Raw genomic sequence first — 11837 nt, 5'->3', positions numbered from 1 at the left:
CGCCACCTAGCGATAGCGGCGCTCGGCGCGCGGATAGCGCCGGCCGCTTCCGGTCACGGGGCGGCCAAAGCGCTCCTCGCGCACGCGGGATCGCGGCTCCTGCGGACGAGCGTGACGACCCTGCTGCTTCTTCTTCGGCTTCGGCACCGGCTGCGGCTCGCCGATGAAAAAGAGGCGGTCGAACAGTGGGCGGCCGAAATTCTGCATGGCGGAAATCTGCATCGGCTCATGACGCGCCACGTTGCACAAGATGCCCATCGAGCCGATCGTGATGATCGCCGCGGTACCGCCGGCGGAAATCATGGGCAGCTGAATACCGGTCACCGGCAGCAGGCCAATGACGTAGCCAATATTTACGAAGGCCTGCGTGACCACACCGATGGTCAGCGTTGCGGCCAGCAGGGACTGGAACTGGTTCTGCGCGCGCATCGCGGTGCGCAGGCCCACATAGCCCAGTGCGGCGAATAGCACGATGACGAGCGCACCGCCCCACCAGCCGAGTTCCTCACCCACGATGGCGAAAATAAAGTCATTTTTCGCCTCGGGCAGGTAGAACCACTTGGCACGGGATTGGCCAATGCCAACGCCCCAGAAGCCGCCGTCGGCAAGCGAGAGAAAGCCCTGATAGGACTGGAAACCCGTACCTTGAGTATCGGAGATATTGCCCACTAGGGCGTCGAAATAGGTGTGGAAGCGGTTGGAGCGGAAGCCGCCAGAAAGGAAGATAAACAGCAAACCACACACTGCTGCGACGCCGATGGTCACCGGAACGCGCCAGTCGACACCCGCGAAAATCAAGGTGAAGACAACCACGAGGGCCAAGGACAAAGCCATACCGAAGTCGCCCTGCAAGACGATGAGCAAGAACATAACGCCGGCAATGAGGGAGTACATCATGAAGGGATCCGTCACCTTCATGGATTTGTGCTCCTTATCCGCCAATACGGTCGCACCAAACATGCCTACGGCGATGCGGGCAAGCTCCGAGGGCTGCAGGGAGAACGGTCCCAAGTAAATCCAGGACTGGGAACCTACCTCCTCGCGGCCGGTGCCCACGCCGGGGATCAGCACGGCGATGAGCAAAATGATGGACAAGCCCACAATCCACGGCACGCATTTGCGCAGGGTATGCGGCGACACCTTGAGGCCAAACCAAAAGGCAACGAGGCCCAAGAACACCATCACGCACTGGCGCAATGCCTGGTTCCATACGCCGCCGTCTTCTGTCAAAGAGGTGGCCATGGAGGAGGAAAAGACCATGAGCACGCCGATGCCGACGAGGAAAAAGATGATAAAGCGCAGCAGCTGGTAATCAAGGCCTGCTTCCTGGCGGGCTCGCTCGCGCAGCTCGCGAACGCGGTCGCCAAAACTCTTGGAGCGCGGGCGCTGCTGGGAGGTGGCCGTCATGTGTTCTCCTGATCCTTAAATCTAAAGCTCTACTTACGGGTAAGCTCCCGCGCGGCCGCGGCGAAAACATCACCGCGTTGAGCCATGCCGGTATACATATCCAACGATGCCGCAGCTGGCGCCAAAAGAACGGTATCCCCGGCGTCGGCGTGTTGCAGTGCAGCCTCCACCGCAGCATGCATGGCTGCAAACGGCTCCTGCGTTTCGATGACGTCCACCGGGGCATGCGGCGCGTGCGCGGCGAGTGCCCGGGCAACCTCTTCCCTATCCACGCCTAGGACTACCGCGGCTTTGATGTGGGCGGCGTGCTTGGCGACGAGCCCGTCTACCTCCGCGCCCTTCAACTGCCCGCCGGCAATCCAGACCACGGAGTTGAGCCCCTTGAGCGCCGCATCCGCCGCGTGAGGATTGGTGGCCTTGGAATTATCGATGAACGTGACGCCGGAATGCTCATGGACCACAGCGCCGCGGTGCCCGGCGACGGTGTATGCGGCCAGCCCCTGCGCAATGGACTCCGGGGTGGCGCCTGCCAGACGCGCGACGCTGGCTGCGGCCGCAGCGTCGAGGACTCCTGCCAGGCCAGCGGGCTCAATGCCCTCTGCGGACGCGAGATCCTCGCGCTGCTCGTTAAGCCGCGAGACAAGACGGCCGGCGCTTACGCCCACCTCTCCCTGTGTGGGTTCAGCGGCAGTAAAGCCGTAGAGCTCTGCGGTATCCGCGGCGTAGCGGACCGCCTCGGCGTCATCCTTGCCCACCACTGCGACGTCACCGGAGAGCACCTTGGCCTTCGCGCGAGCATAGGCATCGAACGAACCGTGCCAATCCAGATGGTCATCAGCCAAATTCAGTAGCACGCCCACATCCGGGCGAAGGTGGCTGGACCAATGCAGCTGGAAAGAAGATAGTTCGGCGCAGAGAACGTCGACGCGAGGGGTGGCCGTGAGGGCGTCGAAAAGCGACACACCAATATTGCCCACCGCCAGCGCGCGCTTGCCGGTGCGCTGGGCATCAGCCTGCATGATCTGGGCCAACATACCGGTCGTGGTGGTTTTGCCGTTGGTTCCGGTAACTACCAGCCAGGTACGCGGCGCGCCGAAGACACCCGCACGATCCAAGCGATACGCGAGCTCCACGTCACCGATGACCTCTACCCCAGCGTCCTGGAAAGCAACCAACAAGGGCGAATCGGGACGCCAGCCCGGCGAAGTAACCACAAGGTCAAAATCGCCTTGGGCGGCAGAATCGACGGAGACGGTCGCTACCCCGTATTCTTCCCCCAATTCCGCCAGCGCAGTCTGGTTGGAATCTGCCACGGTGGTATCCACCCCGAGGCTTGCCAGCATAGCGACGCAACCGCGCCCCGATACTCCCGCCCCGGCCACGAGCACTCGCCCGCGCAACGAGGATGGCAACTCGGTCATCTCTATTCCTCTTTCCTCGATAAAGCTAAAAAGGCGTGAGTCTTAGGAAGCAAAGCCGACGGCGGACAGCCAGTCGCCGTAGAAGATGCATACGCCGGCGATAGCGGCCATGGCGCTCAACAGCCAGAAGCGGGTGACCACGGCGGTCTCGGCCCAGCCACCATTTTCAAAGTGGTGGTGGATGGGCGCCATGCGGAAGAAGCGCTTTCCGGTGCTGCGGAAGACGATGATCTGGATGACGACGGAGACCGTCTCAATCACGAAGATGGCGCCGATGATGATCATGAGCAGTTCGGTGCGAGTCGTCACCGAGAGGCCGGCGACGAGGCCGCCGAGTGCAAGCGAACCGGTATCGCCCATGAAGATCTTGGCCGGTGCGGCATTCCACCACAAAAAGCCCAAGCAACCGCCCAGGCCAGCTGCAGCCAGCACGGCCAAGTCGAGCGGATCGCGAACCTCGTAGCACCCTGCCGCTGGCGAGACGGCGCAAGAGTTGCGGAACTGCCAGAAGGAAATCAGTGCATAGGCGCCCATCACCATCGCGGTGGTGCCTGCGGCCAAGCCGTCGAGTCCGTCGGTGAGGTTCACGGCGTTCGACCACGCAGCAATGAGTAGGTAGAGAAAAACCAAGAAAACAATGGTGCCGATGATGGCGCCGCCCACGGCGATGTCGAAGGTTTCAAAATCGCGAACGAAGGAAAGGTTGGTAGACGCTGGGGTCAATCCGTGCTCGTCTGGGAACTGCAGCGCCAGGATGCCGAAGATGAGCGCCACGGCCAGCTGACCTACCAGCTTGGCGGTCTTGTTCAGGCCGAGGTTGCGCTTTTTGAACAGCTTGATGAAGTCATCGGCAAAACCCAGACCGCCCAGGCCCATGGTGAGGAAGTAGACCAAAAGACCGGAGGGGCTAAAACCACCGTTACCGGTCACGCGGGCGTAAATTCCTACCACGAGGTAGGCCACGGTGATGGCCAGCAAAATCGCCAGTCCGCCCATGGTGGGGGTGCCGCGCTTGCGCAGGTGCAGCTGCGGTCCGTCCTCGCGGATTTCTTGCCCCTTGCCTACACCGGAAAAGTAGCGCACCAACATGGGAGTGGTAAAGATCGCGACGAGGAAGCTGAGGATGCCCGCGATAATGATCTGAGTCATTGCTAGAGGTCTTTCTCCTTGTACTGAGGACTAATGGCGATTGAGCTGTTCTGCCACGCGCCACAGGCGCTGGGCATTCGATGACTTGATGAGGACTACATCTTTGGCCTCGCGCCCCGTCCAATCTTCGATGCCGGCAGGCGCTACCCTAATGATGTCTTCGACCGCCGCCGCAGCGGCGTCAACATCCGGGCTGATAGTAGTATTTATACCCCGCGCCTGTGCGGCCTCAACCATGGCCCTCATATTATCGTTGTCTCCCACGGCCACGAGGTGGTCAACATGGTACTTGGAAAGCACCTCTCCCAATGCGCGGTGGGCGGCCACTGCTTCTCCGCCGAGCTCGCCCATCTCACCGAGCACGGCGATGGCGCGGGCATCCGGTCGGGCGGCCGAGGTATAGGCCAGCGCGGCAATGGCCGCATGCATGGAATCGGGGTTGGCGTTATAGGAATCATCGATGGTGGTTACTCCATCGCGGCGGGTACGCACGTCCATGCGGTGTTCCGAGGCATTCTGGTGCCCGGATAGCGCGTTGGCTACCACCTGCGGGTCCATGCCCGATTCGATGGCCGCAGCGGCCGCTGCCAACGCGTTAGAGACCTGATGCTTGCCAAAGACCTGCAGCTTCACCGGAAGCGGGTCCGTTCCCGGCGCATGCAGCACAAACGAGGGGCGGGCAACGTCATCGAGCTGGATATCGCTGGCGTAGTACTGGGCGTCGGAAGCCGGCGGCTTATTGGCCGAGTAGTAGACGACCTTGGCCGAAGTGCGCGGCGCCATGCCGGCGACGAAGGGATCATCGGCATTGAGCACAGCGACGCCGCCCTCAGCGGCCGAGGGCAAGGCTTCAACGAGCTCGCCTTTGGCCTGGGCAATATTCTCGCGGGAGCCAAACTCACCCAAGTGCGCGGTACCAACATTGAGTACCACGCCGACGGTGGGCGCGGTAATGGTGGTCAGGTGACGGATATGACCGATGCCGCGGGCAGACATTTCTGCAACCAGGAAGCGGGTATGCTCATCGCAGCGCAAAGCGGTATACGGCAGGCCGACCTCGTTATTAAAGGAGCCGGGAGGAGCGACGGTGTCGCCCTCAGCGCGGAAAATCGTGGCCAGTAGGTCCTTGGTGGAGGTCTTTCCGGCCGAGCCGGTTACGCCCACGATGTCTAGGCCTTGCTCGGCGGTCAGGCGGCGGGTGACCTCCCGCGCGATATCGGAAAGCGCCTGCACCACCGCGGCGGCCGAGCCGTCCTCGTCGTGGGCATAGATATCCGCGTTGGCGGCATCACCGGTAACGCGGCCTTGGGGCTTGACGACGACCGCCGGAACCCCCACCGGCCGCGCCGCCAGCACCGCCACTGCGCCCTGCTCGATGGCCTTTTCTGCATAGTCGTGGCCATCCACACGGGCACCGGGTAGGGCAAGGAAGAGCCCGCCCTTCGTTACCTTGCGGGAATCGAATTCGATGAACCCGGTAACGCGCTGGTCTGGGTCAGACACGCAATCGAGGTTGCCCCCGGTAATTTCGGCAATATCGGCAATAGAAAGTGGAATCATGTCTACTCCTTCGCATCCCCAAGGGTATCGCGGTGCGGGGTTCCGGCCAGCTTTTCCTCGATGGCGCGGGCCATTTCCTCGCGGTCATCAAAATGCAAGGTCTTTCCGTTCACGAGCTGTCCCACCTCGTGGCCCTTGCCCACGACGATGACAGCATCGCCCGGCTCGGCCCAATCGACGACCTCATCGATGGCACGGGCGCGGGAGCCTACCTCGCGGATATCGCCTTCTGGGGCGGCGTCACGTGCGCCCGCCATCACCGCCGCGCGAATGGTGGCGGGGTCCTCGGAGCGAGGGTTGTCATCGGTCACCACGGTGAGGTCTGCGCGGCTGGCTGCGGCTGCGCCCATGATGGGGCGCTTAGAGCTATCGCGGTCTCCGCCGGCGCCGACGACAATGCCGACGCGGCCTTTGGTTCCCTCCAGCTGGCCGCGCAGGGTGTCGAGCACCGCAGCGATGGCCGCGGGCTTATGCGCGTAGTCCACCACGGCCACAAAGTCTTGGCCGCGGTCGATGCGCTCCATGCGGCCGGGGACTGCGACCTTCTCCACTCCCGATAGGAACTCCGCTGGGTCCTCTCCTACCGCGGTGGCCATGCCGAGCGCCAAGCAGGCATTGGCGATATTGAACTCGCCAGGCAGCGGCAGCCGGAAGGTGAAATCGGCACCGTCATAGTTCAAGGCCACCTCCTGGGCACCGGTGGCCTCAGTGGCGGTTTGGCGCGCGCTAATCGTGGCCGCAGCGCCCTGGGTGGCCACCGTAGTCACTGGGTGGCCGGCGCTCTTGGCGACGCCGCGCATGCGCTCGCCCCACTCATCATCGATGCAGAGGACGGCTCGTTCCGCCGCCTGTTCCCCGGCGAAAAGCTTCGCCTTAGCCTGGAAGTAGTCCTCCATGGTGGGGTGAAAATCAAGGTGGTCCTGGCTCAGGTTCGTGAACCCGCCTACCGCAAACCGAGTTCCGCGCACGCGTCCTAGCTCCAGCGCGTGCGAGGACACTTCCATCACCACGTGGGTAACGCCCTCGTTCTTCATGCGCGCGAAAAGCTCTTGTAGGGTCGGCGCCTCAGGCGTGGTGAGCGAGGTGGGAACCGGCGTGCGGTTGATACGGGTACCGGTGGTTCCGATAAGGCCCACAGAATGCCCGGCGTGGAGCAGGCCAGCCTCCAGCAGGTAGCTGGTGGTGGTCTTGCCGGAGGTGCCGGTAACGCCGATAACCGTCAGGTCGCGGGTGGGGTGGCCATAAATCTCGGCGGAGATTGGACCGAGCACGGCACGAATATCCTCTACCACCAAGATGGGGCGGGTCTCTTGGGCTTCGGTAAGCAGGTCGAGTCCGGCGGCGTCGGTAAGCACAGCTCCCGCCTTGGTATCGCGAGCGAACTGCGCGCCGTGTACGCGCGTGCCCGGCAGGGCGGCAAAGAGCGCGCCTTCCGGCAAACGGGAAGAATCCAGCCCGCACGCGGAAACCTCCACGGTGGCATCACCAATGACGCGCCCGCCAGAAAGCTGGGCGAGAGTATCCAAAGAAACGGTCATACTAAGCTCCTATTGTGCCCGCAGGGTCAGCCGCGGTGCTGGTTTCGAAGTCGGAATATTGTCACGATTAAGTAGCCACGAGGCGATATCGCGGAAGATAGGTGCCGCCGACTGGCCGCCGCCTCCATTGTCCTCCACGCCGGACTTAGGCTCATCCAGCATGACGGCAACAACGAAGCGCGGATCATCGGCCGGCGCAATGCCGGCAAAGGTGATCCAATAGGCGGAATTCGAATACGCCCCGGTATTTGGGTCCACCTTCTGGGCCGTACCGGTCTTGCCGGAAAGCTGATAGCCCTTAAGCTGCGCATTGCCGGCCGTACCGTTTTGCAGGCCGGCATCATCGTCCTGGAAGACGGCGCGGAACATATCCACGGTAGTCTTGGCCGTTTCAGGGCTTACCACCTGGTTCTTTTCCGGTTCCTCTAGCTTTTCGTCCTTGCCGTCTGGGCCCTTGACCGAGTCAATGATGCGCGGCTCGATACGCTCGCCGCCATTGGCCAACGCTTGGTAGACGCTGGCCATCTGCAAAGTGGTCCACGACTGGCCCTGGCCAATAGGCAGGTTAGCGAAGGTGCCGCCGGACCATTGCTCCAAGTCTGGGACGCTGCCGGCCGATTCGTTCGGCAGCTCAATACCGGTGGTATTGCCCAACCCAAACTTCTTGAGGTACTCGGCGTACTTCTCTTGGCCCAACTTATCGGCGATCATCAAGGTACCGACGTTGGAGGACTTACCAAAGATGCCGGTGGTGGTATACGGCTCGGTGCCGTGTTCCCAGGCATCATTGACCGTCACGCCCGCCATATCGATGGAACCGGGGACCTGGTGCACCTCATCCGGGGTGGTCACGCCCTCCTGCAATGCAGCAGCCGCGGTAACCACCTTGGCTACAGACCCCGGCTCATAAGGATGGGAGACGCTGCGGTTTTCAAAGTCCTTACCCTCATCAAGCTGATCCTCAACATTCTTATTGGGATCCACGGTATCGGTATTGGCCATGGCAAGCACCTGGCCGGTGGCAGCATCGAGAACTACTGCTTCCGCACCAGAAGCCTTGGAGTTGGCCTTGGCCTTTTCCAGCTTCTGCTGAACGTAGGTCTGCAGGTCCAGATCCAAAGTGAGGGTGACGTCGCGACCATCAACGGTATCCACGACGTCACGCAGAGTGCCTGGAATCACCTGGCCATCTGCGGATACGTCCTCGGTGGACTGGCCATCAATGCCAGTAAGTTCCGTATCGCGCGCGGCCTCGAAACCGAACTGGCCATGGCCGTCCATCGACACCTTGCCCACAACGTTTTCGCCAATGGCGCCGTTGGGGTACTGGCGGATGTCTTGGCGGTCCGCTGCCACTCCGTGGTACTTATTGGCGATCTCTACGGCAACATCCGGATCGACGTTGCGCACCAGTACCTCATACTGGGTATCGGCTTTGAGCTTATTGAGGATATCGTCCTTATCCACCTTGGAGGTCGAAGCGCCGGAATCCTCAATCAGCTTCGGGATTCCCTCAGACATGTCCTTGAGGGTCTCCTCCATCTTCTTGGTGAGGAAGCTATCCAGCTTCTTATCATCCATGCCTTCGGTCGAGCCATCTTTTTGGGCCTCGATCTCGGCCTTGTCTTTTAGCTCATCGCGCAAGCGGGTCGGCGAAACGGTCAAGGAACGAGACTTCATCGTGTAGGCCAAGCGCTGGCCATCGCGGTCTAGGATTTCTCCCCTACGGGCCGGCTCGATATAAACGCGCTCGCGCTGCGTTACGGCCTTGGCGGAAAGGTCTGGGCCCCACACAAGCTGCACCCACGCCAAACGCCCAGCGAGGACGACCATCGCCACGAGCACCACGGATACGATGATGCGCAGGCGCTTGCGCATCATTTTCTTTTGCGGCACCGCGGAGCTGGCAGAGCGGCGCGGGCGGCGCCTAGCCTTACTTGGCGTAGTCACAGTCCAGTGTCACCTTCCCTATTTCCGCCACAATTTCTTGCGTGTATTGATTGTGCCCTACAAAAGTGAGAATGCCCGCGCCACCACGCGCGAGCATCATCTTTTTCACCGATTATTCTTCCTTAGCTATTCGGCGCGGCTGGCATACGGCGCACGGGCTGGAAGGTTAGGTCGCGCATTGTCCTGGGCGGCACCGGCATCGCCGGCCTCACGATCCGAATTACGGTCGGCATCGCCACCATTGCTGGTGCGCTGCTGTCCCTGCGGCACGGCATTGAGGGAATCCGACATCCCCTCAGTGTCCTTTGGGTCGCTAGAAGCCTGGCCCGGGCGGATTGGTTCACCGTTGACATCAATGAGCTTTTCGGTATCCGGGGTGCCTTCGCGCTTGTCGACGATCTTTCCATCGCCGCCAACTTCCGCAATACCCGGCTGCTTGGGAATAGCCATTCCCATTTCATCCGCGCGGCGCGCAATATCAGCAGAAGAGCTGAGATTTTCCGCATCGCGGTTGAGGGTCTCAGTCTGGTTATCCAGTTGGGAATCCTGCACGGTCAGCTGCTGGATGGCAAAGGTTTGCTTGGTAGACAGACCCGACAGCCACATGGCCAAGGCCACACCGACGATAAGCAGCGTGAGAGAAATGACGCCCAACCGGGTTAGGAGCCCGTTCTTCTTCGTCTGCGGCTGCAGCTGACGGCCGCGGAAGCTCACTACCTGCTTCGAACCCAGGCGCTTGGTGCTGCGGTGCGGCACTCGAGTGCGGCTCGGAGCACGCTTAGTGTTGGGACGCTCGCGCAGCGCCGTCGGGGCTCCGGTATCGATTCCGGCGGTGAAGTCTCGGCTGGCGCCCATGGTGCGAGTGGCCTCTCTGTCGCGGCTGTCAGTCTTTAGGTGGTTCCGGCGTGGGATGGTGCTCATTGCCTGCCTCCCGGCGGTAGAAATTCTGGCATTCCCTCGAGTCTTTCGATGGCACGAACACGCACCGACGCGGCTCGCGAATTTTCCGCGATTTCCTCTTCAGAGGCCTTTTCCGCCCCGCGCGTAACGATCTTGAACTTCGGCGCGGTGCCTGGCAGATCCATCGGCAACCCAGCCGGCGTCTTGGAAGTGGTCAGTTCTTTGAAGGCTGCTTTAACGATGCGGTCTTCCAAAGATTGGTAGCTCATGAATACGGCACGGCCGCCTTCCGAAAGCGCTTGGGTTATGACCGGCAGGACATTTTCGATAGCTTCCAACTCGCGGTTGACCTCAACCCGCAGCGCCTGGAAGGTGCGCTTGGCGGGGTGCCCTCCGGTACGGCGGGTCGCAGCGGGAATGACATCATACAGCAGCTCAACGAGCCGCGCGGAGTTCTCGAAAGGCTCCTTGTCGCGCTCTTTCAACACGGCGGAGGCAATTTTTCCCGCGAAACGCTCATCACCATAGGTTTTGAGGACGCGAGCCAAGTCACCGTGCGTATAGGTATTAAGCACATCCGCCGCAGTAATCCCCTGCGAAGGGTCCATGCGCATATCCAGCGGTGCATCCGCCTTATAAGCGAATCCGCGGTCAGCCTGGTCTAGCTGCATTGAGGAAACACCAAGGTCAAAAAGGGCGCCGGCAATGCCTACAGAGCGAGCCGAATCAAAGATATCGCCCTCCCCTTCCGCGATGGCGCTGCCCAGCTCATCGAATCGTGCATTAACGCCAACGAAGCGATCGCCGTAGGGCGCAAGACGTTCGGTTGCATTGCGCAGCGCCTGCTTATCGCGGTCAACGCCAATGACTCGAGCCTTGGGGAAAGATTCCAAGAAGTAGCGAGTGTGGCCACCGGCACCCAAGGTGGCGTCGACAAGCACTGCCTTATCCCCCGCCGCTTCTACCTGGGGGCGTAGGAGATCAGCCATGCGCTCGCGCATGACCGGCACGTGGCCGTGGTTTTCGGCCACATCATAATTTAGGTCTTTGGTAGCCATGTCTCCCCGCAACCCCCTTTCTCAAATTCCCTGACTTCCAGTGGTGGAAAGCATGCGAGTGCGTATAGGGCCCTGTCCGAGGCAGGTTTCTGATATCGGGGAAGTACACCAGAATCATCCGCCTCGGACAGAGTCCTTACACGCACTCTTGTGCAGGCTTAGAGCAAGCCCGCCAGTACGTCATCGGCATCTGCTGCCGAATAAGCATCTTCAGTTTGCGACTGGTACTCAGCCCATGCGGCTGCGTCCCAAATTTCGAGAAAGTCCACAGAGCCAACCACAACGCACTCCTTAGACAAGTTGGCATATTCCCGATGCCCCGCGGACAACGTAATGCGCCCATGCCCATCCGGCCGCTGTTCGTCCGCACTTGCTGCCAAGTTACGAATGAAAGCACGTGCTTCTGGGTTGGTTCGAGAAACCGCCGCAGCCTTCCGCGCACGTGCCGCAAATTCCTCCCGCGGGTACACGGCCAGCGAGTGGTCCTGCCCCTTGGTGACCATGAGGCCACCCGCGAGTTCATCGCGAAACTTTGCCGGAAGCGTAAGACGTCCCTTGTCATCGAGCTTCGGAGTGTAGGTTCCGAGAAACATCCCGGCGTCCACCTTCCTTACTCAAAAACTCCGGATTCTCTTACTTCAGAATCGAGACCCTTGAGCCCCTCTTTCCTCCGCTGCGCCCCACTCTACCCCACTTTCCCCCACCTAACCCACTTAAAGCGGCGTGTCCCTCGGATTACTTTCAATTACGTGCAGCTAGATAATGGTTTTTCCGGTGGGAAGAAATCCCGCGAAAGGCCTTGACAGCCCACTACAACCACCCCACTTACCCCACCCGTAACACCAATATAATGC

10 protein-coding genes are annotated in these 11837 nt (G+C 61.1%); all 10 read right to left on the bottom strand.

The annotated features are described in order from the left end of the window. Window positions 1-6 precede the first annotated feature (6 nt). The gene (locus MHK09_RS02185; RefSeq protein WP_250412544.1) at window positions 7-1407 is read right to left on the bottom strand and encodes an FtsW/RodA/SpoVE family cell cycle protein; all 1401 of its coding nucleotides are present in this window, start codon (window positions 1405-1407) and stop codon (window positions 7-9) included. A 29-nt stretch (window positions 1408-1436) separates the two neighbouring features. Beyond that, the gene (murD, locus tag MHK09_RS02180) at window positions 1437-2828 is read right to left on the bottom strand and encodes a UDP-N-acetylmuramoyl-L-alanine--D-glutamate ligase (protein ID WP_250412543.1); all 1392 of its coding nucleotides are present in this window, start codon (window positions 2826-2828) and stop codon (window positions 1437-1439) included. 42 nt (window positions 2829-2870) lie between these two features. Continuing rightward, a complete protein-coding gene (gene mraY / locus MHK09_RS02175; protein WP_005328919.1) occupies window positions 2871-3977 on the bottom strand; it encodes a phospho-N-acetylmuramoyl-pentapeptide-transferase in 1107 nt (368 codons plus the stop codon). Between the two features lie 30 nt (window positions 3978-4007). Next, complete coding sequence (locus MHK09_RS02170; RefSeq protein WP_250412542.1) at window positions 4008-5537, bottom strand: UDP-N-acetylmuramoyl-tripeptide--D-alanyl-D-alanine ligase; 1530 nt, start codon at window positions 5535-5537, stop codon at window positions 4008-4010. A 2-nt stretch (window positions 5538-5539) separates the two neighbouring features. Further along, window positions 5540-7075, bottom strand: a complete 1536-nt coding sequence (locus MHK09_RS02165) for a UDP-N-acetylmuramoyl-L-alanyl-D-glutamate--2,6-diaminopimelate ligase (protein ID WP_250412541.1) — start codon at window positions 7073-7075, stop codon at window positions 5540-5542. A gap of 9 nt (window positions 7076-7084) precedes the next feature. Further along, window positions 7085-8956 (bottom strand): peptidoglycan D,D-transpeptidase FtsI family protein, encoded by a 1872-nt coding sequence (locus tag MHK09_RS02160; protein ID WP_371744516.1) that lies wholly within the window; start codon window positions 8954-8956, stop codon window positions 7085-7087. A 52-nt stretch (window positions 8957-9008) separates the two neighbouring features. Further along, window positions 9009-9134: a hypothetical protein gene (locus tag MHK09_RS11745; RefSeq protein WP_005324502.1), complete on the bottom strand. Its 126-nt coding sequence runs from the start codon at window positions 9132-9134 to the stop codon at window positions 9009-9011. Window positions 9135-9151: 17 nt separating this feature from the next. Beyond that, on the bottom strand, window positions 9152-9946 hold the full coding sequence (gene ftsL / locus MHK09_RS02155) for a cell division protein FtsL (protein WP_250412540.1): 795 nt from the start codon (window positions 9944-9946) through the stop codon (window positions 9152-9154). After that, window positions 9943-10983: a 16S rRNA (cytosine(1402)-N(4))-methyltransferase RsmH gene (gene rsmH / locus MHK09_RS02150; RefSeq protein WP_250412539.1), complete on the bottom strand. Its 1041-nt coding sequence runs from the start codon at window positions 10981-10983 to the stop codon at window positions 9943-9945. The genes ftsL and rsmH overlap by 4 nt, the downstream gene beginning before the upstream one ends. A 158-nt stretch (window positions 10984-11141) precedes the next feature. Beyond that, window positions 11142-11576, bottom strand: a complete 435-nt coding sequence (gene mraZ / locus MHK09_RS02145) for a division/cell wall cluster transcriptional repressor MraZ (protein WP_005324499.1) — start codon at window positions 11574-11576, stop codon at window positions 11142-11144. Between the last annotated feature and the right edge of the window lie 261 nt (window positions 11577-11837).

It is taken from the genome of Corynebacterium tuberculostearicum, from assembly GCF_022347235.1.
Taxonomy (GTDB): domain Bacteria; phylum Actinomycetota; class Actinomycetes; order Mycobacteriales; family Mycobacteriaceae; genus Corynebacterium; species Corynebacterium tuberculostearicum_F.
Note: the sequence above shows the minus strand (reverse complement) of the source record. Positions and strands in the feature narration are given on the sequence as shown.

What these genes read in the sequence shown, in the direction of transcription:
- MHK09_RS02185 (WP_250412544.1), bottom strand. Translation starts at nt 1,407, where the DNA reads ATGACGGCCACCTCCCAGCAGCGCCCGCGCTCCAAGAGTTTTGGCGAC.
- ftsL (WP_250412540.1), bottom strand. Translation starts at nt 9,946, where the DNA reads ATGAGCACCATCCCACGCCGGAACCACCTAAAGACTGACAGCCGCGAC.
- MHK09_RS02170 (WP_250412542.1), bottom strand. Translation starts at nt 5,537, where the DNA reads ATGATTCCACTTTCTATTGCCGATATTGCCGAAATTACCGGGGGCAAC.
- MHK09_RS02165 (WP_250412541.1), bottom strand. Translation starts at nt 7,075, where the DNA reads ATGACCGTTTCTTTGGATACTCTCGCCCAGCTTTCTGGCGGGCGCGTC.
- mraY (WP_005328919.1), bottom strand. Translation starts at nt 3,977, where the DNA reads ATGACTCAGATCATTATCGCGGGCATCCTCAGCTTCCTCGTCGCGATC.
- MHK09_RS02160 (WP_371744516.1), bottom strand. Translation starts at nt 8,956, where the DNA reads ATGATGCGCAAGCGCCTGCGCATCATCGTATCCGTGGTGCTCGTGGCG.
- murD (WP_250412543.1), bottom strand. Translation starts at nt 2,828, where the DNA reads ATGACCGAGTTGCCATCCTCGTTGCGCGGGCGAGTGCTCGTGGCCGGG.
- mraZ (WP_005324499.1), bottom strand. Translation starts at nt 11,576, where the DNA reads ATGTTTCTCGGAACCTACACTCCGAAGCTCGATGACAAGGGACGTCTT.
- rsmH (WP_250412539.1), bottom strand. Translation starts at nt 10,983, where the DNA reads ATGGCTACCAAAGACCTAAATTATGATGTGGCCGAAAACCACGGCCAC.